21 protein-coding genes are annotated in these 24,434 nt (G+C 69.2%); 20 read left to right on the forward strand and 1 reads right to left on the reverse strand.

Annotated elements, in window-relative coordinates; all coding sequences use genetic code 11:
• Window positions 1–49 precede the first annotated feature (49 nt).
• The 10 genes from DTA22_RS34590 (at window position 50) to aroB (ending at window position 12,251) form a co-directional block, all read left to right on the forward strand.
• On the forward strand, window positions 50–1,225 hold the full coding sequence (locus tag DTA22_RS34590; RefSeq protein ID WP_037237575.1) for a phosphotransferase family protein: 1,176 nt from the start codon (window positions 50–52) through the stop codon (window positions 1,223–1,225).
• 54 nt (window positions 1,226–1,279) lie between these two features.
• Window positions 1,280–2,713, forward strand: a complete 1,434-nt coding sequence (locus DTA22_RS34595) for a replication-associated recombination protein A (protein WP_037237573.1) — start codon at window positions 1,280–1,282, stop codon at window positions 2,711–2,713.
• Between the two features lie 123 nt (window positions 2,714–2,836).
• The gene (gene alaS, locus DTA22_RS34600) at window positions 2,837–5,509 is read left to right on the forward strand and encodes an alanine--tRNA ligase (RefSeq protein ID WP_112302395.1); all 2,673 of its coding nucleotides are present in this window, start codon (window positions 2,837–2,839) and stop codon (window positions 5,507–5,509) included.
• A gap of 2 nt (window positions 5,510–5,511) precedes the next feature.
• On the forward strand, window positions 5,512–6,048 hold the full coding sequence (ruvX, locus tag DTA22_RS34605) for a Holliday junction resolvase RuvX (protein WP_037237567.1): 537 nt from the start codon (window positions 5,512–5,514) through the stop codon (window positions 6,046–6,048).
• Entirely contained in the window at window positions 6,045–7,754 is a 1,710-nt protein-coding gene (locus tag DTA22_RS34610; protein ID WP_112302396.1) for an endolytic transglycosylase MltG, read from the forward strand. Before ruvX ends, DTA22_RS34610 begins: the two co-directional genes overlap by 4 nt.
• Window positions 7,744–8,571, forward strand: coding sequence for a shikimate dehydrogenase (locus tag DTA22_RS34615; protein WP_112302397.1), 828 nt, complete (start codon window positions 7,744–7,746; stop codon window positions 8,569–8,571). The genes DTA22_RS34610 and DTA22_RS34615 overlap by 11 nt, the downstream gene beginning before the upstream one ends.
• 34 nt (window positions 8,572–8,605) lie before the next feature.
• A complete protein-coding gene (locus DTA22_RS34620; protein WP_112302398.1) occupies window positions 8,606–9,265 on the forward strand; it encodes a prepilin peptidase in 660 nt (219 codons plus the stop codon).
• A gap of 75 nt (window positions 9,266–9,340) precedes the next feature.
• The gene (gene aroC / locus DTA22_RS34625; RefSeq protein ID WP_009480413.1) at window positions 9,341–10,528 is read left to right on the forward strand and encodes a chorismate synthase; all 1,188 of its coding nucleotides are present in this window, start codon (window positions 9,341–9,343) and stop codon (window positions 10,526–10,528) included.
• Between the two features lie 38 nt (window positions 10,529–10,566).
• Window positions 10,567–11,073, forward strand: a complete 507-nt coding sequence (locus tag DTA22_RS34630) for a shikimate kinase (protein ID WP_112302399.1) — start codon at window positions 10,567–10,569, stop codon at window positions 11,071–11,073.
• Between the two features lie 65 nt (window positions 11,074–11,138).
• Window positions 11,139–12,251: a 3-dehydroquinate synthase gene (gene aroB, locus DTA22_RS34635; RefSeq protein WP_112302425.1), complete on the forward strand. Its 1,113-nt coding sequence runs from the start codon at window positions 11,139–11,141 to the stop codon at window positions 12,249–12,251.
• Between the two features lie 98 nt (window positions 12,252–12,349).
• Here the strand turns inward: aroB and DTA22_RS34640 are convergent, their stop codons facing one another.
• A complete protein-coding gene (locus DTA22_RS34640) occupies window positions 12,350–13,096 on the reverse strand; it encodes a B-4DMT family transporter (RefSeq protein ID WP_112302400.1) in 747 nt (248 codons plus the stop codon).
• A gap of 135 nt (window positions 13,097–13,231) precedes the next feature.
• On the opposite strand from DTA22_RS34640, the gene DTA22_RS34645 reads away from it, so the two are divergent.
• The 10 genes from DTA22_RS34645 to pyrF all read left to right on the forward strand — a co-directional run bounded on the left by DTA22_RS34645 (window position 13,232) and on the right by pyrF (window position 24,422).
• Window positions 13,232–14,335, forward strand: a complete 1,104-nt coding sequence (locus tag DTA22_RS34645; RefSeq protein ID WP_112302401.1) for an aminopeptidase P family protein — start codon at window positions 13,232–13,234, stop codon at window positions 14,333–14,335.
• A 34-nt stretch (window positions 14,336–14,369) separates the two neighbouring features.
• Window positions 14,370–14,933, forward strand: coding sequence for an elongation factor P (gene efp / locus DTA22_RS34650; RefSeq protein WP_005241702.1), 564 nt, complete (start codon window positions 14,370–14,372; stop codon window positions 14,931–14,933).
• On the forward strand, window positions 14,934–15,443 hold the full coding sequence (gene nusB, locus DTA22_RS34655) for a transcription antitermination factor NusB (RefSeq protein ID WP_037237548.1): 510 nt from the start codon (window positions 14,934–14,936) through the stop codon (window positions 15,441–15,443).
• 140 nt (window positions 15,444–15,583) lie between these two features.
• A complete protein-coding gene (gene pyrR / locus DTA22_RS34660; RefSeq protein WP_112302402.1) occupies window positions 15,584–16,213 on the forward strand; it encodes a bifunctional pyr operon transcriptional regulator/uracil phosphoribosyltransferase PyrR in 630 nt (209 codons plus the stop codon).
• The gene (locus DTA22_RS34665) at window positions 16,214–17,158 is read left to right on the forward strand and encodes an aspartate carbamoyltransferase catalytic subunit (protein WP_037237544.1); all 945 of its coding nucleotides are present in this window, start codon (window positions 16,214–16,216) and stop codon (window positions 17,156–17,158) included.
• On the forward strand, window positions 17,155–18,498 hold the full coding sequence (locus tag DTA22_RS34670) for a dihydroorotase (RefSeq protein WP_037237542.1): 1,344 nt from the start codon (window positions 17,155–17,157) through the stop codon (window positions 18,496–18,498). Before DTA22_RS34665 ends, DTA22_RS34670 begins: the two co-directional genes overlap by 4 nt.
• Window positions 18,495–19,061 (forward strand): PH-like domain-containing protein, encoded by a 567-nt coding sequence (locus DTA22_RS34675; RefSeq protein ID WP_112302403.1) that lies wholly within the window; start codon window positions 18,495–18,497, stop codon window positions 19,059–19,061. The genes DTA22_RS34670 and DTA22_RS34675 overlap by 4 nt, the downstream gene beginning before the upstream one ends.
• Window positions 19,058–20,218 carry a glutamine-hydrolyzing carbamoyl-phosphate synthase small subunit gene (gene carA, locus DTA22_RS34680; protein WP_112302404.1) on the forward strand — a complete coding sequence of 387 codons (1,161 nt, stop codon included), beginning with the start codon at window positions 19,058–19,060 and terminating at the stop codon, window positions 20,216–20,218. The genes DTA22_RS34675 and carA overlap by 4 nt, the downstream gene beginning before the upstream one ends.
• The gene (gene carB / locus DTA22_RS34685) at window positions 20,218–23,586 is read left to right on the forward strand and encodes a carbamoyl-phosphate synthase large subunit (RefSeq protein ID WP_112302405.1); all 3,369 of its coding nucleotides are present in this window, start codon (window positions 20,218–20,220) and stop codon (window positions 23,584–23,586) included. The genes carA and carB overlap by 1 nt, the downstream gene beginning before the upstream one ends.
• Window positions 23,583–24,422 (forward strand): orotidine-5'-phosphate decarboxylase, encoded by an 840-nt coding sequence (gene pyrF, locus DTA22_RS34690; protein WP_174233907.1) that lies wholly within the window; start codon window positions 23,583–23,585, stop codon window positions 24,420–24,422. Before carB ends, pyrF begins: the two co-directional genes overlap by 4 nt.
• Window positions 24,423–24,434 lie beyond the last annotated feature (12 nt).

Here is a 24,434-nt window from a genome sequence, read left to right on the forward strand (position 1 = left end):
CGGTGGAGGACTCGATGATCCGTGTCACTAGCAGGTAGGTTGGTCGGCGATGACTGCAATACTGGCAGACCCCGTTTCAGAGGTAGTTGCCGCAGCCGAGAAGCTGCTCACCCGTCGCACAGGGGCACCCGTGACACTGGTGGATCCCGTGGATCTCGGCGGTAGTGGCCGCACCATCGTGCTCCGTGTGCGCGTGGCGGAGAATCCGTTCTCCCTCCCGCGGACGTTGGTGATCAAGCAGGTCCGTGAGGAGTCCGGGGTCTCCGGCGCGCGGGCCGTCGATCCCGACGATCTCGCCGGCGACAGCCGCAGCGCCTTCCTCCGGGAGGCCGTCTCGTACCAGTTCGCCACGGCGCTGGCGACGGACAGCCGCCCTGGAGCCGAACTGCTCGCATCCGACCTCGACGCCCGGCTCCTCGTGCTCAGCGACCTGGGGGACGCCACCCCGATCAGCGCCCTGCTCGAGCACTCCGACTCCGACACCGTCACCAACACCCTGATGGCCATGGCCCAGGCGCTCGGCCGCATGCACGCGGCCACCGTGGGCCGCGAGGAGGACTTCACCGCGCTGCTGCGCCGCGCCGAGGTCGCGCACTGCGACGACACCGTCGCCGAGCAGGTGGAGCGGGCCGTTCCCGCCGTGCCCCGCCTGCTGTCCGACATCCTCCGCGTCGATGTCTCGCCGGACCTGACCGATCAGGTGGCCCGTGCCGCGAAGCTGTTCGAGAGCGGCCGGTTCCGGGCGTTCAGCCCGTCCGACCTGTGCCCCGACAACATCATCGTCAACGACGAGGGGGTGCGGTTCCTCGACTACGAGTGGGGCGGCTTCCGCGACGCCATGCTCGACATCGCGTACGCCCTGGTCTCGTTCCCCGGCTGCCTGTGCAGCATCGAACTGTCCGAGGACCGGACACAGGCGATGATCGAGGCCTGGCGCGCGGAGGTCGTGGGGATGTGGCCCGCGCTCGCCGACGACAACGTGCTCGCTGCCCGCATGGTCGAGGCGCAGCTGATCTGGGTGTGGCTCAGCACCTACCTGTTCCTGCCGGAGAACCACACGCGCATCGCCGCCGTCCGCGAGCATCACCTGTCCGTGCCGCGGTCCGAGGCGCTCACCCAGCGCTGGGACAAGCTGGCCCGCTCGGCCGATCACGCCGGGAACACGGTGGTCGCCCACCATGCCCGCGTCATCGCCGACAAGATCCGGGGACTGTCCGTCGGCTGACCCGCGGTCCGGCCGGACTGGGTCGGACGGTGCGGTTCCAGTAGCGTCGAACTTGTGAGCGATCTTTTCGGTTCGGATGTCGGCGAGGACGAGTCGGCAGGCCTGTTCGAGACGGCGCAGCCCGACGAGGCGGCGATCCCGCGATCGGTTCCCGGTCCCGTGTCGGTCGACCACCACGCACCGCTGGCCGTGCGCATGCGTCCCCGCACGCTCGGTGAGGTGGTCGGGCAGCAGCATCTTCTCGGCCCCGGTGCGCCGCTGCGGCGCCTCGTGGAGGGGTCGGGGGCCGCGTCCGTCCTCCTGTACGGTCCGCCCGGCACCGGCAAGACCACGCTGGCGTCGCTGATCTCGGGGGCCACCGGCCGCCGCTTCGAGGCACTGTCCGCGCTGTCCGCCGGGGTGAAGGAAGTGCGAGGCGTCATCGAACTGGCACGCCGGCGGCTCCTCGCGGGCGAGCAGACGGTGCTGTTCATCGACGAGGTGCACCGCTTCTCCAAGACCCAGCAGGACGCCCTGCTGGCGGCGGTGGAGAACCGGATAGTGCTGCTCGTGGCGGCCACCACCGAGAACCCCTCGTTCTCCGTGGTCTCCCCGCTGCTGTCCCGCTCACTCGTCTTGCAACTGCAGTCGCTGACGGCGGACGACATCGAGAACCTCCTGGAGCGGGCGCGCACCGACGAGCGGGGTCTCGGCGGGGAGATCGAGATCGCGGGTGACGCGATGGACCATCTGGTGCGCCTCGCCGCCGGCGACGCCCGGCGGGCGCTCACCGCGCTCGAGGCGGCGGCGGGCGCGGCGCTCGACCAGGCCGGTGACGCGGACCGTCCGGTGCTGCTGGACCTCGCGACGGTGGAGGCGAGCGTCGACAAGGCGGCCGTCCGCTACGACCGCGACGGCGACCAGCACTACGACGTGATCAGCGCCTTCATCAAATCGATCCGCGGTTCCGACGTCGACGCCGCCCTGCACTACCTGGCGCGGATGCTGACGGCGGGCGAGGACCCCCGCTTCATCGCGAGGCGGCTGGTGGTCCACGCCAGCGAGGACATCGGAATGGCCGACCCCACCGCGCTGCAGACCGCGACCGCCGCCGCGCAGGCGGTGCAGTTGATCGGTATGCCCGAGGCCCGCCTCGCCCTCGCCCAGGCCACGATCCACCTCGCGACGGCTCCCAAGTCGGGGGCCGTCATCGCCGCGCTCGGCGCCGCGATGGCGGACGTCGCGGCCGGACACGCCGGGCTCGTCCCGCCGCATCTGCGCGACGGCCACTACGCGGGGGCGGCGAAGCTCGGCAATGCCGTCGGCTACCGCTATCCCCACGATCATCCCGACGGGGTACTGGCGCAGCAGTATCCGCCGGACGAGCTGGTCGGTGTCGACTACTACCAGCCCACCACTCACGGCGGTGAGCGGGACATCGCGGGGCGCGTGGACAAATTGCGCGCCATCGTCCGCGGCACGAACCGTCAGGGTGGCCGGTTAAGCTGAATGTTGCCGAACCGCCGGGCGTGCCCGGCTGCCCGGCGACCGCACCCCAGCGGCTGGACCCCCGGTTCGACCCTGTAGTTCGACCCATCGTTGCCCTCGAGACAGACAATAAGGATCACTGACGTGCAGACCCACGAGATTCGCCGGCGCTTCCTCGACCATTTCGTCAAGGCAGGCCACACCGAGGTACCCAGCGCCTCGCTGATTCTCGACGATCCGAACCTGCTGTTCGTCAACGCCGGGATGGTGCAGTTCGTGCCGTTCTTCCTCGGCCAGCAGACGCCGCCGTACCCGAGGGCAACCAGTGTCCAGAAGTGCGTGCGCACCCTCGACATCGAGAATGTGGGCATTACCACACGGCACAACACGTTCTTCCAGATGGCCGGCAACTTCTCGTTCGGTGACTACTTCAAGCACGACGCGATCAAGCATGCGTGGTCGCTGCTGACTTCGAGCGTCGACGACGGGGGTTACGGCTTCGATCCCGAGCGCATCTGGGTAACGGTCTACCTCGACGACGACGAGGCCCGCGACATCTGGCGCGACGAGGTCGGCGTTCCCGAATCGCGCATCCAGCGCCGCGGCATGGCCGACAACTACTGGTCCATGGGCATCCCCGGACCCTGCGGCCCGTGCTCGGAGATCTACTACGACCGCGGTCCCGAGTACGGCAAGGAAGGCGGCCCGGAGGCCGACGAGGACCGCTACATCGAGATCTGGAATCTCGTGTTCATGCAGAACGAGCGCGGCCTCGGCATCAGCAAGGACAACTTCGAGATCCTCGGACCGCTGCCGAAGAAGAACATCGACACCGGCATGGGCGTCGAACGTGTCGCGTTCCTGCTCCAGGGCGTCGACAACGTGTACGAGACCGACCTCGTGCGCCCGGTCATCGCGAAGGCCGAGGAACTGTCGGGGCGCAAGTACGGCGCCGACCACGACGACGACGTGCGCTTCCGGGTGATCGCCGACCACGCGCGCACCGCCGCGATGCTCATCGCCGACGGCGTGAACCCCGGTAACGACGGCCGCGGCTACGTCCTGCGCCGCCTGCTGCGGCGCATCGTCCGGTCCGCGAAGCTGCTCGGCGCCGACAAGCCCAGCATGCGCGAGTTCATCACCGTCGTCCGCGACACGATGGCGCCGTCGTACCCCGTCCTCGACACCGACTTCGGCCGCATCGAGACGGTCGCGGTGGGGGAGGAGACTGCGTTCCTCAAGACCCTCACGTCCGGCTCGAAGCTGTTCGAAGGGGCCGCCGAGTCGGTGAAGGCGTCCGGCAAGTCGACGATCGGCGGCGACCAGGCGTTCGCGCTCCACGACACGTACGGCTTCCCGATCGACCTGACCCTGGAGATGGCGGCCGAGGCGGGCCTGACCGTCGACGAGGAGGGTTTCCGCACGCTGATGGCGGAACAGCGGCAGCGCGCGAAGGACGACGCCCAGGCCCGTAAGCACGCGCACGCCGACCTGACCGTCTACAAGGAACTCCTCGACCGCGGACCCACCGAGTTCACCGGGTTCCACGAGTTGGTTTCCGAGACACACGTTCTCGCGCTGATCTCGCAGGGGCAGCGGGTCCCCGTCGCGACGGTGGGCCAGGACGTCGAGGTCATCCTCGACCGCAGCCCCCTGTACGCGGAGGCGGGTGGCCAGATCGCCGACCTCGGTACCCTCACCGGCCCAGGACTGCGGGTGAAGGTCAACGACGTCCAGAAGATCGCCAAGAAGCTGTGGGTCCACAAGGTGACCGTGCAGGAGGGGCAGATCACCGAGGGTGACGTCGTGCTCGCGCAGGTCGACGCCGCGTGGCGCAAGGGTGCCACCCAGGGGCACTCCGGCACGCACATGGTGCACGCCGCGCTGCGACAGGTGCTCGGCCCCAACGCGGTTCAGGCCGGCTCGCTGAACAAGCCGGGCTATCTGCGTTTCGACTTCTCCTGGCAGGGTGCGCTGACGGAAGCACAGAAACAGGACATCGAGGTCGTCACGAACGAGGCGGTGGCCGCCGACTACTCGGTGAACACGTTCGTCACCGACCTCGACAAGGCGAAGTCGATGGGCGCGATGGCGCTGTTCGGCGAGAACTACGGCGACGAGGTGCGGGTCGTCGAAATCGGCGGACCGTTCTCGATGGAGTTGTGTGGTGGAACTCACGTGGGCAGCTCCTCACAGATCGGCAACGTCACACTGCTCGGTGAGCAGTCCGTCGGTTCCGGTGTGCGCCGCGTCGAGGCGTACGTCGGGCTCGATTCGTACCGCTACCTGGCGAAGGAACGCGCGCTCCTCGCGGGTCTGTCGTCGTCGCTGAAGGTGCCCTCGGAAGAAGTGCCTGCCCGCGTCGAGGCACTGGTGGAGCGACTTCGGGTGGCGGAGAAGGAACTCGAGCAGACCCGCGCCCAGGCGGTCCTCGCCGCGGCGGGCACGTTCGTCGACAAGGCGCAGCGGGTCGGGCCGGTGCTGCTGGTCGCGGACTCCGCCCCGGCCGGTGTCGGCGGCAACGACCTGCGTGGGCTCGTCACGGACATCCGCGGCCGCTTCGGCACGCAGCCCGCCGTGGTCGTGCTGCTCGGCGACGTCGACGGCAAGGTTCCGTTCGTGGTGGCCGTGAACAAGGCGGCCCAGGACCTCGGCCTGGCGGCCGGCGACCTCGTGAAGGGATTCGGTCCCAAGATCGGCGGCCGCGGAGGCGGAAAGGCCGACATGGCACAGGGTTCCGGTTCGGACACCAGCGGAATCGCGGCCGCCCTCGACGCTGTCCGGGGACAAGTGGCGGACAAGGTGGGGAGCCAGTAGCGGTGGATCACGCGGAACAGGGTCCGGATCGACCGGGAGTCGACGACCCTGGGCGTGGTCGGCGCATCGGTATCGATGTGGGCAGCGTCCGGATCGGCGTCGCGTCGAGCGACCCCGACGGGATCCTCGCCACCCCCGTGGAGACGGTGCCCCGGTCCAAGGAACGGGGACCCGACGCGCCGGATATCCGGCGCATTGCCGACATTGTCGAGGAATACGAGGCCGTGGAGGTTATCGTCGGTCTGCCGCAGACCTTGCGGGGTGAACGGGGGAAGGCCGCCTCGATCGCTACTGTGTTCGCGAAGCGATTGCGAAGGAAGGTCGACCCGATACCGGTGCGGATGGCGGACGAGCGTCTGACGACCGTCACTGCCGCGCGGGCGCTTCGCGAGAGCGGTGTCAGTGCGAGGGGCCAGCGTCCTGTGATCGACCAGGCTGCGGCGGTGGCGATCTTGCAGGGATGGTTGGACGAGCGGAGCAGGTCGGTGAATGCAGGGGATTCAGGTGGGGACGTGCAGCTACCGGAGGGGGGCCAGTGAGCAATCATCGGCGACCCGCAGGTGAGCGACCCGAATTCCAGTACGTCCCCCGCGAACCCCGACGGCACCGGTACCTCGACGAGGACGACGACCAGGTCGACTACGCGCCGCCCCCCGAGGACGACGATGTCGTCACCACGGGCAGGCACGCGGTGGTGTACGACGACCGTGAGGTCGACGAACGCCACGCCGAGTACGCGGAGTCGGTGTTCGAGCAGCCGACGTACGAGGACCCGGTATACGAGCAGCCGTTCGACCCCGAGCCCGTCTACGAGGACGGATACGGTCCCCGTTCGTACGGCGATGCCCGCGCCTACCGGGAACCGGCAGCCGACGACCACAGATACGACGACCACGCGTATGTCGACGAGCCCGTACGTGTCGACGAACCGTACGAGGCCCACGCTCATCCCGACGACCGCTACGACACACCGCCCCACGAGCCCGACGCCGCGTTCGCGGAGGCCGAGACGCAGATAATCTCGGCGATCCCCGAGGAAATCCCGCCGACGCGCGCCCACGCCCGCACGCAGGCCCGCCGCCGCAAACAGGCCAAGGGCCGCGCACGCCGAGGAAAGGTTTTCGGCGCCCTCGCGACCGCGACGGTCCTGTTGGTGCTGGTCGGCATCGTGTTCGTCGGCGGCAAGATGTTCTTCGGCGGGCCGGACGCCCCCGCGGACTACGCGGGCCCCGGTGGTCCCGAGGTGGTCGTACAGGTCCATCCGGGCGACACCGCGGAGGAGATCGCCTCCACTCTGGCGGAGCGGGACGTCGTCGCCAGCGGCTCGGCCTTCTTCAACGCCGCAGTCCAGAGCAATGCGATGAACTCGGTGCAACCCGGCTTCTACAGCCTCTCGACCCAGATCCCGGCGGATGACGCCGTGCAGGAGCTGACCGATCCCACTTCCCGCGTCGGGCAGATGATCATCTCCGAGGGCAGGCAGCTTCACGACACCACCGATGTGCAGACCGGCGCCAAGAAGAAGGGGATCTACACCTTGATCTCCGAGGCCAGCTGCATGGGTGATGCCGGCGCCGAGCAGTGCATCGGTTACGACGACCTCAACGCCGCCGGCGCGGGCGACCTGTCCACGCTCGGGGTGCCCGACTGGGCGAAGGATTCGGTCGCCGGAGTTCCGGACCGGGACCGCCAGCTCGAGGGACTGATCGCCGCGGGCAGCTGGGATTTCGATCCGACCGCCGGTCCCGCCGCCATACTCCAGCGACTGGTCACCGAGAGTTCCGCGAGCTACGAGAAGACCGGAATCCTCACCGCGGGCAACCAGGTCGGCCTCACGCCGTACAAGATGCTGATCGCGGCGTCGCTCGTCGAACGGGAGGCGATGCCGGACGACTTCTCGAAGGTCGCTCGCGTCATCCTCAACCGGCTCGCCGTCAACCAGGCGCTGCAGTTCGACTCGACGGTCAACTACGCGCTCGACACCACCGAACTGGCCACCACCGACGCCGACCGGGCACAGGTGACACCCTGGAACACGTACGCCAGCCCCGGTCTGCCTGCGACGCCGATCTCCTCGCCGAGCATCGGGGCCTTGCAGGCCGTCGAACAACCGGCGCCGGGCGACTGGATCTACTTCGTGACGGTCGATTCGAAGGGCACGACGCTGTTCACGAAAAGCTACGACGAACACCTGGCCAATATCGACCAGGCTCTGAACAACGGGATTCTCAACAGTGGACGATGAGTTGGTGACCGCACGCAAAGCTGCGGTACTGGGCAGCCCGATCGCGCATTCGCGCTCGCCGCAACTGCACCTCGCGGCGTACCGGGCGCTCGGTCTCACCGAGTGGACGTACGAACGGATCGAGTGCGACGGGGAGCGACTGCCCGGCCTGGTGTCCGGGCTCGGCCCGGAATGGGTCGGTCTGTCCGTCACGATGCCGGGCAAGATCGCGGCACTCGACTTCGCGTCCGAGCGCACCGCACGGGCGGTGGCGATCGGCTCGGCGAACACCCTCGTCCGCATCGAGGGTGGCTGGCGTGCCGACTGCACCGACGTCGACGGCGTCAGCGGGGCGCTCACCGCGGGTGGTGTCGGAACCATCGCGGGCGCCGAGGCGGTCGTCGTCGGCGCCGGGGGAACGGCCAGACCCGCGCTCGTGGCGCTCGCCGACATGGGCGTGAAATCCGTGACCGTGGTGGCACGCGACGCGGGTCGCGCGGCAGGTGCACTGGGGTGCGCGGAATCGGTGGGACTCGACGTCCGGTTACTCGACTTCGACAGCCCCGAACTGGGTGCCCGGTGCGCGGCGGCGTCCGCGCTGGTCAGCACCGTTCCGTCCGCCGCGATCACCGAGTACGCGAACATTCTCGGGCGGGCGCCGTTCGTGCTCGACGCGATCTACGACCCGTGGCCGACCCCGCTGGCCGTGGCGGTCGAGGCGGCCGGGGGAACCGTCGTCGGCGGTCTCTCGATGCTCCTGCACCAGGCGTTCGGGCAGGTGGAGCAGTTTACCGGTCGCCCGGCGCCGCGCGAGGCGATGGCGGCCGCGCTGGGCTAGTTGTCCACAGGCCGGACCGCCATCCACAGGTCGATTGTCGTGCCAGGTCACGGTGATCGGCACCGTGATCCGGTCACGCATGCTGCTCGGCATGTGGTGGCTGATCGCGGCGAGCGTGGTGGCAGGTGCAGGTGCGGGATGGGCAGCCCGCCGGACGGCCGGCCTGTTCGTGGGCACGGTGCGGCCGGGCTGGTGCGAGGTGGTGTGCGCCGTCGGCGTCGCCGCCACGGTCGGGACCGGCTCCGCCGCAACCGCACCGTGGGTGCTGCCGTGTGCGCTCGCGTTCTGGTGGTGGTGTGTGAGTCTCGCCGTCACCGATCTGTGTGCGCGTAGGCTGCCGAACCTGCTGACCCTGCCCGGGTTCCTGGCGATCGCCGGCGTCGGTGCCGCGACCGGATCCGCGGCCGCAGCCGTGATCGGCGGGGTCCTGCTGGCGGCGGCGTATCTCGCCGTGTACCTCGGCGCACCCGGCGCGGTCGGTGCGGGTGATGTGAAACTCGCACTCGGAGTCGGCGCCGCCGCCGGGCTTGCCGGGGGCGAGGCCTGGGTGCTCGCGGCCGGGCTGGCGCCGGCGCTGACAGCGCTGGCGGGCTGCATCGTCCTCGCCGTCCGGCGTTCGGCGCCGCCGCTTCCGCACGGCCCCGCCATGTGTGTCGCGACACTGGTTGCGCTGTTCGCCGCGCACGTCACCTGAACGAGTCCGGGCCCGGCACACGGTTGGGAGGACCACCGTCACTGCCGGGCGCGGCGACATGGAAGGATATTGGGCGTGCTGCGCTGGATAACTGCCGGAGAATCCCATGGTCCCGCCCTCGTCGCGATGCTCGAGGGGATGGTCGCGGGCGTCGAAGTGACGTCCGAGGACATCTCGACCCAACTCGCGCGACGCCGCCTCGGCTATGGCCGCGGCGCGCGGATGAAGTTCGAGGCCGACAAGGTCACCATCGTCGGTGGTGTGCGCCACGGGCGGACGCTCGGCGGACCGATCGCCGTCGAGGTGGGCAACACGGAGTGGCCCAAGTGGGAAACCATCATGTCCGCGGACCCGGTGGACGCCGAACTGCTCGCCGACCAGGCGCGCAACGCGCCGCTGACCCGCCCGCGCCCCGGTCACGCCGACTACTCGGGCATGCTCAAGTACGGATTCGACGACGCCCGCCCGGTTCTCGAACGCGCGAGTGCACGCGAGACCGCGGCCCGGGTCGCGGCCGCGACGTTCGCCCGTAGCTTCCTCCGCCAGGTGTTCGGCGTGGAGGTGCTGTCCCACGTGATCTCCATCGGCGCGTCCGACCCGTACGTCGGCCCCGAACCCACCGCGTCGGATCTGGCGGCGATCGACGCCAGCCCGGTGCGCGCCTTCGACAAGGCCGCCGAGGAATCGATGATCGCCGAGATCGAGGCCGCCAAGCGTGACGGCGACACCCTCGGTGGTGTCGTCGAGGTCGTCATCCACGGTCTCCCCGTGGGTCTCGGATCGTTCATCAGCGGCGCGGACCGCCTCGACGCCCGTCTCGCGTCCGCCCTGATGGGAATTCAGGCCATCAAGGGTGTCGAGGTCGGCGACGGCTTCGAGACCGCGCGCCGTCGCGGCAGCCAGGCGCACGACGAGATGCGTCCGGGCCCGGACGGAATCCTGCGCTCGACCAACCGCGCGGGCGGCCTCGAGGGCGGCATGACCAACGGGGAGGCGCTCCGCGTTCGCGCGGCGATGAAGCCGATCTCGACGGTTCCGCGCGCGCTGGCCACCGTCGACATGTCGACCGGTGAGGAAGCCGTGGCCATTCACCAGCGGTCCGACGTGTGCGCGGTGCCCGCCGCCGGTGTCGTGGCCGAGGCGATGGTGGCGTTGGTCGTCGCCCAGGCGGCACTCGAGAAGTTCGGGGGCGACTCGGTTGCCGAGACGACCGCCAACTACGAGCGGTACGCGTCGGGCGTCGCAGCCCGGCTCGCGCGATGACCAGCCGGTCTGCCGTCGCATCGGGGCGGTGACCGATGATGGCACCGAAAGCCGTGCTCGTCGGCCCCCCGGGAGCGGGTAAGTCCACGATCGGGCGGCGCCTCGCGCAGGCCCTGGACCTTCCGTTGTTCGACACCGACGTGGCGGTCGAGGAAGAGGCGGGACGCACGATCGCCGAGATCTTCGTCCAGGAGGGCGAACCCGCCTTCCGCGCCCTCGAGGAAGAGATCGTCCGGAAGGCCATCGAGAGCCACGAGGGGATCGTGTCGCTCGGCGGCGGATCCATCCTCTCCGAGCGCACCCGGGAATTGTTGAAGGGCCACACCGTGATCTATCTCGAGATCAGCGTGGCCGAGGGGCTCAAGCGCACGGGGACCAACACCGCGCGCCCCCTTCTCGCCGGTGGCGACCCCCGTCAGAAATACACCGAGTTGATGCGCAAGCGCCGACCGCTGTACCGGCAGGTGGCGTCCATCCGGATACGCACGGACGGGCGGAGTCCCGCCCGCGTGGTGCAGCAGCTGCTGGCGAAACTCGCCGAGTGATCGGCGAGCCCGGCGGAACAGAGACAACCGAGAATCTCGGACAAGACGGAGCGGAGCAGCAGACAGTGACCGAACCGGTACGCGTACAGGTGCAGACGGCGAACCCCTACCCGGTCATCATCGGGCGCGGATTGCTCGGCGAGCTGGTGGACGAACTCACCGGCACGAGGACGGTGGCGATCTTCCATCAGCCGCCGCTGGCCGAGACGGCGGAGGCGGTGCGCGCGGCGCTCGCCGAGAAGGGAATCGATGCGCACCGCATCGAGATTCCGGACGCGGAGGACGGCAAGGATCTGGCCGTGGCCGGCTTCTGCTGGGAGGTCCTCGGCCGGATCGGGCTGACGCGAAGCGACGCCGTGGTCAGCCTGGGCGGCGGCGCGGCGACCGACCTCGCCGGGTTCGTCGCGGCGACGTGGATGCGCGGAGTACGCGTGATCCACGTGCCCACGACGCTGCTCGCGATGGTGGATGCGGCGGTCGGCGGCAAGACCGGCATCAACACCGAGGCCGGCAAGAACCTGGTGGGTTCGTTCCACGAGCCGTCGGCCGTGCTGATCGACCTGGCGACGCTCGAGACGGTGCCCCGCAACGAGATCGTGGCCGGGATGGCGGAGGTCGTGAAAACCGGCTTCATCGCCGACCCCGTGATCCTGGACCTCATCGAGCAGGACCCCGAAGCCGCTCTGGACCCGACGGGAACCGTTCTGCCCGAACTGATCCGGCGGTCCGTGGAGGTCAAGGCCAAGGTCGTGGCCGCCGATCTGCGCGAGTCCGATCTGCGCGAGATCCTCAACTACGGTCACACCCTCGGGCATGCGATCGAGCGGCGCGAGCGCTACCGCTGGCGCCATGGCGCGGCCGTCGCCGTCGGGCTCGTGTTCGCGGCGGAGCTGGGGCGTCTGGCGGGACGCCTGGACGATGCGACGGCGGATCGGCACCGCACCATCCTGGAACTGGTGGGTCTGCCCACCACGTACGACGCGGACGCGTTCGGCCAGCTGGTCGAGGGGATGCAGACCGACAAGAAGAACCGGGCGGGCGTCCTGCGTTTCGTCGTGCTCGACGGGCTCGCGAAACCCGGACGGCTCGAGGGCCCGGACCCGTCTCTGCTCGTGGCCGCATACTCCGCGGTGGCCCGCGAGGAGAAGCCGGGCACCGGCGGTGCCGTCCTGCTGTGACGTAGCGACGACGCAGCGACACGAAGCAAGGACGCGGCGGTGTGAGCGAGTGCGCTCACACCGCCGCGTCGTCTGTCGGTGTGATGAAGCCGAGGGCTCTACTCTCCGCGGCGCTGGTCGTCCGTGGTGCGCTTTCCGAGGTCGACAGGGTCCTGCCACGTGGTGTCCCCGCCCTGCGGCTGATCGAGGTCCGACGTGTCCTCGCGGTAGTTGTGCACCGGTTCGAATACGGCCGTGTCGGCGTCGGAACCGGCGTAGCCGGTATCCGCGGTCTGCTCGTACGCCTGTCCGGGGTAGTTCTGTCCGTAGCCCTCGTCGTCGGCTACGGCTGCGGCTGCGGTTCCCCCCGCTGCGGCTCCTGCGGCCGTTCCGGCACCGTGCGCCGCCGGCTGACGTTCGCTGCGGGCCTTCTCCGTCTTCCTGGAGTCGCGGCTGACGAAGAACCGGCCGAGGAACACGGCGAGCATGGCCGGCACGAAGATCAGCAGGACCGTGAACGCGGCCCCGGACGTGATCTCGAAGAAGAACGAGTTCTGGGTGACGTTGAGGGACGGCACCAGGTTGGCCAGCCAGCTCCCCACACCCGCGACGACGCCGCCGAGCAGGGCCGCCTTCAGCCACAGCATCGTCAGGTCGGCGCCGTGCTCCGGATCCGGGTTCCGGCGACGGTCCCGGATACCGTCGATGCCGGCCCAGATCAGCGCCACGAACACGACTATCAGCAGTGCGAGCCATCTCAGAACGGAACCCTGAAGGGGCCACTGTGTGATCGACACACCGAGGATCACACGAACGAAAACATGTATCAGGGCCATCCCGAGGCCGCGTACCACCCACGCATTCATGGGCACAGCGTAACGAGCGGGTTTTCACCCGTGTGGTCTAACCCACACGGCGCGCTCTGAAACCTGTTCTCGCCACCGCACGGGTGCCGCCGATCCTCGCCCGCCGGGCGGCGATTTGCCGGTACGTTTGACGACATGCCTGCTGATCATGGTTCGCGGCGCGCGGCGCTGCGCGCGGCCCTCGCCGCCCGGGATCTCGACGCGCTCCTGGTGACGAATCTGGTGAACATCCGGTATCTCACCGGGTTCACCGGATCCAACGCAGCCCTGCTCGTCCACGCCGCCGACGCCGACGGAGCCGAGGAACGCACCGTCATCTGCACCGACGGGCGTTACCTCACGCAGGTCGGGGAACAGGTTCCCGATCTGCGGGCCGAGATCGCCCGCGCCAGCGCCGCACACCTCATCGAATCGGTGGGGCGGCGGAGTCCGTCCTCGTTGGCCTTCGAGAGTCATGTCGTGACGGTGGACGAGTTCGCGGCCTGGTCGGTGCTCGCGCCGGACGCGCGGCTCGACCCCGTCCCGGGACTCGTCGAGGAACTGCGGATGGTGAAGGACGATTTCGAGGTCGGTTTGCTGCGGGCGGCGTGCACGGCCGCCGACGCCGCGCTCGCCGAGCTGATCGAGCGTGGTGGCCTCCGGCCCGGGCGCACCGAGAAGGATGTGGGCCGGGAACTCGAGGCGCTGATGCTCGCGCACGGCGCCGACGGCATCTCGTTCGAGACCATCGTCGCGGCGGGCGCCAACTCGGCGATCCCGCACCACCGCCCGACCGAGGCGGTGCTCGCCGGCGGCGATTTCGTCAAGCTGGATTTCGGAGCCGAGGTCGGCGGTTACCACTCGGACATGACCCGAACGTACGTCCTCGAGCGGGCCGCCGACTGGCAACGGGACGTATATGCGCTGGTCGCGCGGTCGCAGGAGGCTGGACGGGACGCGCTGCGCCCGGGAGCGGAAGTGTCCGCCGTGGACGGTGCCGCCCGCCGGGTCATCGAAGACGCCGGGTACGGGGAACTGTTCCTGCACGGGCTCGGACACGGCGTCGGCCTGGAGATCCACGAAGCTCCGGGAATCGGCAAGCTGGGCACCGGTACACTTCTGGACGGTGCGGCGGTGACCGTCGAGCCGGGCGTGTACTTCTCCGGGCGCGGAGGCGTGCGGATCGAGGACACGCTCGTGGTTCGTGAGCAGGGACCGGAGCTGCTCACACTCACCACCAAAGACCTGACTGTCGTGTAGACGGTTTCGACCTTATCGAGGAGACGCGAAGCAAGTGGCTTCCACTAGTGATTTCAAGAACGGCCTGGTCCTGCAGATCGAGGGCCAGCTGTGGACGATTACCGAGTTCCAGCACGTGAAGCCCGGCAAGGGTCCCGCGTTCGTGCGCACCAAGTTGAAGAACGTGCTCTCGGGCAAGGTCGTCGACAAGACGTTCAACGCCGGCGTCAAGGTGGACACGGCCACCGTCGACCGCCGCGACATGACGTACCTGTACCACGACGGCACCGACTACATCTTCATGGACGGCGACACGTACGACCAGATCTCGATCAGCGAGGCCACCGTCGGCGACGGCGCACGCTTCATGCTCGAGAACATGGCCGTGCAGGTTGCGACGCACGAGGACGTTCCGCTGTTCGTGGAACTGCCCGTCACCGTCGAACTGGTGGTCCAGCACACCGATCCCGGCCTGCAGGGCGACCGCTCCACCGGTGGCACCAAGCCCGCCACCCTCGAGACCGGTGCCGAGATCAACGTTCCGCTGTTCATCAACACCGGTGACAAGCTGAAGGTCGATTCCCGCGACGGCAACTACCTCGGGCGTGTGAATTCCTGAGTGTCCGGTACGCATAAGAAACTCGGCGCACGGCACAAGGCCCGCAAGCGCGCCGTGGATTTCCTCTTCGAGGCCGAGGCGCGAGATCTCGATCCGGTCGATCTCGCGACCGAACGCGCGGAACTGTCCGGCAAGGACGACTCCGTGGCTCCGGTCGCTCCGTACACCGTCACCGTGGTGACCGGGGTCGCGGAGAACCTGGACCGCATCGACGAGGTGATCTCGTCCCACCTGCAGGACTGGACGCTCGAGCGGCTGCCCGCCGTCGACCGCGCCATCCTGCGCATCGCCGTGTGGGAGCTGTTCCACGCCACCGACGTGCCTCCGGTCGTGGCCGTCGACGAGGCGGTGGAGCTGGCGAAACAGCTGTCCACCGACGAGTCGCCGGGGTTCGTCAACGGCATCCTCGGTCAGGTCGTGCTGGTGGCCCCGCAGGTGCGGTCCGCTGCCGCCGCGACGTCGCGGCGCGCCGAGACCGCCGGCGGCGATTCGACCGACGCCGGCTCGTAAGTTCGTGTCCCGCTGCGGGCCCGCGACTGCGGGCCCGCAGGTCAGGGGTCCGGGCCTGGCGCAGTCGACGCGCTGATAAGCTGTCCGCGTCAGGCATCCTTTAACGATCCGTCCAGTGAGGCGGAGAAGGAGGTCGTTGTATGCGCGTGCCCGAAGGGTCTCGCCCCGCCGGGGAACCGGCGGATTCAACACCAGAGTCGTCCCCGTCCGTCGAACCCGCACGCGAGCTGCTGTCCGCAGCCGATGTGGGACGGACCATTGCGCGAATCGCGCACCAGATCATCGAGAAGACCGCGCTGGACGCCGCCGACGGTGACACGCCGCGTGTCGTCCTGATCGGCATCCCCACCCGGGGCACGACGCTCGCGGCGCGCCTGGCCGGGAAGGTCGAAGAATTCTCCGGGGTGCGCCCCTCGGTCGGCTCCCTCGACATCACCCTGTACCGCGACGACCTGCGCACCAAACCGCACCGTCCCCTCGAACGCACGTCGGTGCCGGAGGGCGGTGTCGACAACACTCTGGTCGTGCTCGTCGACGACGTGCTGTTCTCCGGCCGCACCGTCCGCTCGGCACTCGACGCCCTCCGCGACCTCGGGCGGCCGCGCGCCGTTCAGCTGGCCGTCCTCGTCGACCGCGGCCACCGCGAACTGCCGCTGCGCGCCGACTACGTGGGCAAGAACGTGCCCACCGCCCGCACCGAGGACGTCAAGGTGCTCCTGAGCGAACACGACGGCCGCGACGCGGTCATGATCTCCGGGGGGAAGAGCTAAGTGAAGCACCTGTTGTCGATCGCGGACCTGACACGGGAATCGGCTGTCGAACTCCTCGACGAGGCCGAACGCTTCGAACAGGCCCTCCTCGGACGTGAGGTGCGGAAGCTCCCGACGCTGCGCGGTCGGACGGTCATGACCGTGTTCTTCGAGAACTCGACCCGGACCCGCGTCTCGTTCGAGGTGGCCGGGAAGTGGATGAGCGCGGACGTCATCAACGTCAGCGCGTCGAGTTCGTCGGTGTCCAAGGGCGAATCCCTCCGGGACACGGCGATGACGCTGCGCGCCGCCGGCGCCGACGCCCTGATCGTGCGCCACCCCGCGTCGGGTGCGGCCCACCAGATCGCGAACTGGACCGGGCATCAGGACGACGGCGGACCGGCGGTCATCAATGCCGGTGACGGTACCCACGAACATCCCACCCAGGCGCTGCTCGACGCGCTCACGCTGCGTCAGCGTCTCGGCGACATCGAGGGCAAGCGCATCGCCATCGTCGGCGACATCCTGCACAGCCGGGTGGCGCGGTCGAACGCACTGCTGCTGTCGATGCTCGGCGCCGAGGTGGTCCTCGTCGCGCCGCCCACGTTGCTCCCCGTGGGGGTGTCGTCGTGGCCGGTGTCGGTGGCGCATTCGCTGGACGCGGAGCTCCCCGGTCTCGACGCCGTCCTCATGCTGCGGGTGCAGGCGGAACGGATGAACGGTGGATTCTTCCCGTCCCAGCGGGAGTATTCGATCAATTACGGCCTGTCGGAGAAGCGGCTCGCACTGCTTCCCGACCATGCAGTGGTGCTGCACCCCGGCCCGATGCTGCGTGGCATGGAGATCGCGTCGGCGGTCGCCGATTCGACGAGAACCGCTGTGCTGCAGCAGGTGACCAACGGTGTGCACATGCGGATGGCGGTGCTGTTCCGGCTGCTGGTCGGAGCGGAGGAAGTTGCGGGATGAGTGACAGTGCAGTGACAGGAGAGACAGTGCTCATCAAGAACGTGTTGCTGTACGGCGAGGGCGACCCCACCGACGTGCTGCTCGGTGACGGCGTCATCGTCGCGATCGGTGCGGACGCGGGCACGGACAGCGGGCCGGACGTCGAGGTGATCGACGCGGCGGGGCAGATCCTGCTCCCCGGTTTCGTCGACCTGCACACCCACCTGCGTGAGCCCGGTCGCGAGGACACCGAGACCATCGATTCCGGTTCGGCCGCCGCGGCGCTCGGCGGGTACACCGCGGTGTTCGCGATGGCCAACACCAGCCCGGTCGCCGACTCGGTGGTCGTGACCGACCACGTGTGGCGCCGCGGCCAGGAAGTCGGGCTCGTCGACGTACACCCCGTCGGCGCCGTCACGGTCGGGCTCGAGGGCAAGCAGCTCGCCGAGATGGCCACGATGGCGTCGGGGATCGGCCGGGTGCGGATGTTCTCGGACGACGGCCACTGCGTCTACGACCCGTTGATCATGCGCCGGGCGCTCGAGTACTCGAGTTCGCTCGGGGTGCTCATCGCGCAGCACGCGGAGGAGCCGCGGCTGACCGTCGGCGCCGTCGCGCACGAGGGCCCCACCGCCGCCCGGCTCGGCCTCGCGGGCTGGCCGCGCGCCGCCGAGGAATCGATCGTCGCGCGCGACGCGCTGCTCGCCCGCGACGCCGGGGCGCGGGTGCACATCTGCCACGCCTCCACCGCGGGCACCGTCGAACTGATGAAGTGGGCACGCGGCCAAGGCATTTCGATCACTGCCGAGGTGACCCCGCACCATCTGCTGCTCGACGACTCCCGGCTCGAGACGTACGACGCCGTCAACAAGGTGAATCCGCCCCTGCGGGAGGCGAGTGACGTCGCCGCGCTCCGGGCCGGACTGGCCGAGGGGATCATCGACTGCGTCGCGACCGATCACGCGCCGCACGCCGAGCAGGACAAGTGCTGCGAGTTCGCGGCCGCCCGACCCGGAATGCTGGGCCTGGAGACCGCACTGTCGATCGTCGCGCAGACGATGGTCCGCACGGGCCTGCTCGACTGGCGCGGCGTGGCCCGGGTGATGAGCGAGCGCCCCGCCGCGATCGTCGGACTCGACGACCAGGGCCGCCCGATCGAGGTCGGCGAACCCGCCAACCTCGTGCTGATCGACCCGGACGCCGAATGGACGGTCCACGGCCCCGACCTCGCCAGCGTCGCCCACAACACGCCGTACGAGTCGATGACGCTGCCGGCGCGGGTGACCACCACGATCCTCCGCGGCCGGATCACCGCGAGCGACGGACAGGCCCGCGTCCCGGTGCGGAACGGCAGGGGATGACGGTGGAGAGAATTCTGTGGATAGTCGGCCTCGTCGCGTTCTGGGCGCTGGCCATCTTCCTCATGTACATCGGGTGGCGCGGTCGTGCCCGCCGGCAGGCCGACCGGGTCGGGCAACTTCCCGCCGTGCCCGCGCACCTCGGCGAGCAGACGATCGCCCCGGCCACCGGGCTGTACGTGGGCAGCACCCTGGCCCCGAGCTGGCAGGACCGGATCGCGGTCGGCGACCTCGGTTTCCGGGCGACGGGGGAGATCTCCCGGTACGCGGCCGGGATCCTGCTCGAACGTGACGGGGCGTCGGCGATCTGGATTCCGCAGGACGCGGTCCGCGCCGTGCGCACCGAACGCGGTCTCGCGGGCAAGGTCATGAGCAAGGACGGCGTCCTCGTGATCCGGTGGGAACTGCCGACGGGCACCGAGATCGACACCGGTTTCCGCAGCGACGACAAGTCCGTCTACCCCGCCTGGGTCAGCGCAGGGGAGCCGGACGGCAAGACAGACAGTGATGATTCAGCGAATGCGGCGAGCTCTGGTGAGGTCGAGCAGAACGGAGAGAACGCATGAGCGGCTACGACACCGACTCTGCAGTACTGGTCCTCGAGGACGGACGGGTATTCCGGGGCACCACGTTCGGTGCCGTCGGCCAGACGCTCGGTGAGGCCGTCTTCAGCACCGGCATGACCGGCTACCAGGAGACCCTCACCGACCCCAGCTACCACCGCCAGATCGTCGTGGCCACCGCGCCGCAGATCGGCAACACCGGATGGAACGACGAGGACGACGAGTCCGTCGGTCCCACCGGCAGCAGCGCCGAGGCGAAGATCTGGGTCGCCGGGTACGTCGTCCGCGACCCCGCCCGCCGCACCTCCAGCTGGCGCGCCACCGGCTCCCTGCAGGACGAGCTCGTGAAGCAGGGAGTCGTCGGGATCGCCGGCATCGACACCCGCGCCCTGGTCCGCCACCTGCGCACCCGCGGCTCGATGCGCGCCGGGGTGTTCTCCGGCGACGCACTGGCCGACACCGACGTACTGCTCGACCGCGTGAAGAGCCAGCCGTCGATGCTCGGCGCGGATCTCGCCGGCGAGGTCAGCACCACCAGCGGGTACGTCGTCGAGCCGACCGGCGGCGAGGCACGGTTCACCGTCGCGGCGATCGACCTCGGCATCAAGACCAACACCCCGCGCATGTTCGCCGAGCGCGGCATCCGGGTGCACGTGCTCCCGTCCAGCGCGACACTCGAGCAGATCCTCGACCTGAAGGCCGACGGCGTCTTCCTCTCCAACGGTCCCGGCGACCCGGCGACCGCCGACGGTGCCGTGCACCTCACGAAGGAAGTCATCGGGCAGGGCCTGCCCCTGTTCGGCATCTGCTTCGGCAACCAGATCCTCGGGCGGGCGCTCGGTCTCGGCACCTACAAGATGAAGTTCGGTCACCGGGGCATCAACATCCCGGTCGTCGAACACGAGACGGGACGCATCGCGATCACCGCGCAGAACCACGGGTTCGCGCTCGAGGGCGAGGCCGGGCAGGAATTCGACACCCCGTTCGGCAAGGGCGTGATCAGCCACACCTGCGCCAACGACGGTGCCGTCGAGGGGGTCCGCCTGCTCGACGGATCCGCCTTCTCGGTGCAGTACCACCCCGAGGCCGCGGCGGGCCCGCACGACGCCGCGTACCTGTTCGACCGCTTCACCAGCCTGCTCGAGGGAGTCAAGAACTAATGCCACGCCGTACAGATCTCTCCCACATCCTGGTGATCGGCTCCGGGCCGATCGTCATCGGCCAGGCCTGTGAGTTCGACTACTCCGGAACCCAGGCCTGCCGGGTGCTGCGCGAGGAGGGCCTGCGGGTCAGCCTCGTCAACTCCAACCCGGCCACGATCATGACCGACCCCGAGTTCGCGGACGCCACGTACGTGGAGCCGATCACGGCCGAGTTCGTCGAGAAGGTCATCGCCCTCGAGGCCGAGAAGGGTCACCCGATCGACGCCGTCCTCGCGACCCTCGGCGGCCAGACGGCCCTCAACACCGCGGTGGCACTGCACGAGCAGGGCATCCTCGAGAAGTACGACGTCGAGCTGATCGGCGCCGACTTCGACGCCATCCAGCGCGGCGAGGACCGGCAGAAGTTCAAGGACATCGTCGCCAAGGTCGGCGGCGAGTCCGCGCGCTCCCGCGTCTGCTACACGATGGACGAGGTCCGCGACACGGTCGCCGAACTGGGCTTCCCCGTCGTCGTGCGGCCGTCGTTCACGATGGGCGGCCTCGGCTCCGGCATGGCCTACGACGACGAGGACCTGACGCGGATCGCCGGCGGCGGTCTCGCGGCGTCGCCCACCGCCAACGTGCTGATCGAGGAGTCGATCCTCGGGTGGAAGGAATACGAGCTCGAGCTGATGCGCGACGGCCGCGACAACGTCGTGATCGTGTGCTCGATCGAGAACGTCGACCCGGTCGGCGTGCACACCGGTGACTCGATCACCGTCGCCCCCGCCATGACGCTCACGGACCGCGAGTACCAGGCGATGCGCGACCTCTCGATCGACATCCTCCGCGAGGTCGGCGTCGACACCGGCGGCTGCAACATCCAGTTCGCCATGGATCCCGCCGACGGGCGCCTCGTCGTCATCGAGATGAACCCGCGCGTGTCGCGGTCCAGTGCGCTCGCATCCAAGGCGACCGGCTTCCCGATCGCGAAGATCGCCGCGAAGCTCGCCATCGGCTACACCCTGGACGAGATCGTCAACGACATCACCAAGGAAACCCCGGCGTGCTTCGAGCCGACCCTCGACTACGTCGTCGTCAAGGCGCCCAGGTTCGCGTTCGAGAAGTTCCCCGGCGCCGACGACACCCTCACCACCACGATGAAGTCGGTCGGTGAGGCCATGTCGATCGGCCGCAACTTCACCGAGGCGTTCGGGAAGGTGCTGCGCTCGCTGGAGACCAAGAGGGCCGGGTACTGGACTGGCCCCGACGTGGAGGCCACCGACCTCGACAGCCTCCTGGCGGAACTGAGCATCCCCCGCGACGGCCGCGTCTACGGCCTCGAGAAGGCGTTCGCCCTCGGCGCCACCGTCGAGCAGCTGTTCGACGCCACGAAGATCGACCCGTGGTTCCTCGACCAGATCCTGCAGATCCACGAGCTCGGCGACACGCTGCGCGAGGCGCCCGAGGTGACCGAGCGGGTGCTGCGCCGTGCCAAGCATCACGGCCTGTCGGACCGGCAGATCGCGGCCTTGCGCCCTGAGATCGGCGGCGAGGACGCGGTCCGGGCGCTGCGTGAGCAGTGGAACGTCCACCCCGTGTACAAGACGGTCGACACCTGCGCCGCCGAGTTCGAGGCGAAGACGCCGTACCACTACTCCACGTATGAACTCGACCCGGCGGCCGAGTCCGAGGTGGCCCCGCAGACCGAGCGTCCGAAGGTTCTGATCCTCGGTTCCGGACCGAACCGCATCGGTCAGGGCATCGAGTTCGACTACTCCTGCGTCCACGCCGCGCTGACGCTGTCGGAGGCCGGCTACGAGACGGTGATGGTCAACTGCAACCCGGAGACCGTCTCCACCGACTACGACACCGCCGACCGTCTGTACTTCGAGCCCCTCACGTTCGAGGACGTGCTCGAGGTGTACCGGGCCGAGTCGCTGTCGGGCACCGTCGCCGGGGTGATCGTGCAGCTCGGCGGTCAGACCCCGCTGGGTCTGGCGAAGCGGCTGAAGGCCGCGGGGGTGCCGATCGTCGGCACCAGCCCGGAGGCGATCGACCTCGCGGAGGATCGCGGCGAGTTCGGGAAGGTGCTCGTCGAGGCCGGTCTGCCCGCTCCCAAGTTCGGCACCGCCACCACGTTCGCCGGGGCCCGCGAGATCGCCGCCGGCATCGGGTACCCGGTGCTGGTGCGGCCGTCGTACGTCCTCGGTGGCCGCGGCATGGAAATCGTCTACGACGAGGCGTCGCTGGAGAGCTACATCTCCCGCGCCACCGAGATCTCCGACGACCGGCCCGTCCTGGTCGACCGGTTCCTCGAAGACGCCATCGAGATCGACGTCGACGCGCTCTGCGACGGCACCGAGGTGTACCTCGGCGGCGTGATGGAGCACATCGAGGAGGCCGGTATCCACTCGGGCGACTCGGCCTGTGCGCTGCCGCCCATCACCCTCGGCCGCGCCGACCTGGAGAACGTCCGCCGGTCCACGGAGGCGCTCGCCAAGGGCATCGGCGTCAAGGGCCTGCTCAACGTCCAGTACGCCCTGAAGGACGACATCCTGTACGTCCTCGAGGCGAACCCCCGCGCCAGCCGCACCGTGCCGTTCGTGTCGAAGGCGACGGCGGTGCAACTCGCCAAGGCATGCGCCCGCGTCATGCTGGGCGAGTCCATCGCCGATCTGCGCGCGAGCGGGGTGCTCCCGGCCACCGGCGACGGCGGCTCGACCCCGGCGGACGCGCCCGTCGCCGTCAAGGAGGCGGTGCTGCCGTTCAACCGGTTCCGGCGCGCCGACGGCACCGGGGTGGACACCCTGCTGAGCCCGGAGATGAAGTCGACCGGTGAGGTCATGGGCATCGACGCCGACTTCGGCACCGCGTTCGCGAAGAGCCAGACGGCCGCGTACGGCTCGCTGCCCACCTCGGGCTCGGTGTTCGTCTCCGTCGCCAACAAGGACAAGCGGTCGCTGATCTTCCCGGTCAAGCGGCTCGCCGACCTGGGCTTCCGAATCCTCGCCACGGAGGGGACGGCGGCGGTTCTCCGCCGGAACGGCATCACGTGCCAGGAGGTGCACAAGCACTCCGGCGAGACGCTGGAGGCGGGTGAGCGCACCATCGTCGAGACGATCCGCGACGGCGAGGTCGACATGGTGATCAACACGCCGTACGGCAACTCCGGACCGCGCGTCGACGGTTACGAGATCCGCAGCGCGGCCGTCGCCATGAACATCCCGTGCGTCACCACCGTGCAGGGTGCCTCCGCCGCGGTGCAGGGCATCGAGGCCGCGATCCGCGGCGACATCGGTGTCCAGTCCCTCCAGGCGCTGCACGCGCGGCTGCGGTCACCCGCCGTGGTCGTGGCCCCCGCGACCGGGTCCGCCTCCTCGTGAGCGGGCACCATCACCACCACTCCTGGGTGCATCGGCTGACGTCGGCGGTCGAGCACCGGGGGCGGTTGTGCGTCGGGATCGATCCGCATCCGGGATTGCTCGAGGCGTGGGGGCTACCCGTCTCCGCCGAGGGGCTGGAGACGTTCGCCGAGATCTGCGTGGAGGCCTTCGTCGGTGAGGTGGCCGTCGTGAAGCCTCAGGTGGCGTTCTTCGAAGCGTACGGCTCCGCCGGGTACGCGGTGCTCGAACGCACCATTTCGGTCCTCAGAGAGGCAGGGACGCTCGTCGTCGCCGATGCCAAGCGCGGGGACATCGGGTCGACGATGGCGGCGTACGCGCAGTCCTGGCTGGGTGCGGAGTCGGCTCTGTCCTCCGATGCGCTGACCGTGTCGCCGTATCTGGGGTTCGGTGCGCTCGACCCGGCGCTGTCGCTGGCGGCGGAGCAGGGCCGCGGGCTCTTCGTGCTGGCCCGCACGTCCAACCCGGAGGGTGGCGACCTGCAGGCGGCGCAGACCGCCGGGGGATTGTCCGTGGCCCAGTCGGTGGTGGACGCGGCGGTCCGGCACAACGACGCGCAACCCGGTCTGGTGGGTCTGGTGGTGGGTGCGACACGCGGACACGGCCTGGATTTGTCGAATTTTTCCGGACCGATTCTCGCGCCCGGTCTCGGCGCCCAGGGCGCGACTCCCGGTGATCTCGCCGACATTTTTCCCGATTCTCGAAAACTGTTGTTGCCGAACAGTTCTCGGGGTGTTCTCGGTGCCGGACCGTCGGTGACGGCACTGCGTGAGGCGGCCGTAAAGGTCCGTGACGAGATCGAGTCCGCACTCTCATAGCCCACCCGAATC

Origin of the sequence: Rhodococcus wratislaviensis, from assembly GCF_900455735.1 — a bacterium.
GTDB lineage: Bacteria > Actinomycetota > Actinomycetes > Mycobacteriales > Mycobacteriaceae > Rhodococcus_F > Rhodococcus_F wratislaviensis.

Coding starts and splice junctions, on each gene's coding strand:
- DTA22_RS34590 (WP_037237575.1), top strand. CDS start 50: ATGACTGCAATACTGGCAGACCCCGTTTCAGAGGTAGTTGCCGCAGCC.
- DTA22_RS34630 (WP_112302399.1), top strand. CDS start 10,567: ATGGCACCGAAAGCCGTGCTCGTCGGCCCCCCGGGAGCGGGTAAGTCC.
- DTA22_RS34640 (WP_112302400.1), bottom strand. CDS start 13,096: ATGAATGCGTGGGTGGTACGCGGCCTCGGGATGGCCCTGATACATGTT.
- DTA22_RS34645 (WP_112302401.1), top strand. CDS start 13,232: ATGCCTGCTGATCATGGTTCGCGGCGCGCGGCGCTGCGCGCGGCCCTC.
- pyrR (WP_112302402.1), top strand. CDS start 15,584: ATGCGCGTGCCCGAAGGGTCTCGCCCCGCCGGGGAACCGGCGGATTCA.
- DTA22_RS34670 (WP_037237542.1), top strand. CDS start 17,155: ATGAGTGACAGTGCAGTGACAGGAGAGACAGTGCTCATCAAGAACGTG.
- DTA22_RS34675 (WP_112302403.1), top strand. CDS start 18,495: ATGACGGTGGAGAGAATTCTGTGGATAGTCGGCCTCGTCGCGTTCTGG.
- carA (WP_112302404.1), top strand. CDS start 19,058: ATGAGCGGCTACGACACCGACTCTGCAGTACTGGTCCTCGAGGACGGA.
- carB (WP_112302405.1), top strand. CDS start 20,218: ATGCCACGCCGTACAGATCTCTCCCACATCCTGGTGATCGGCTCCGGG.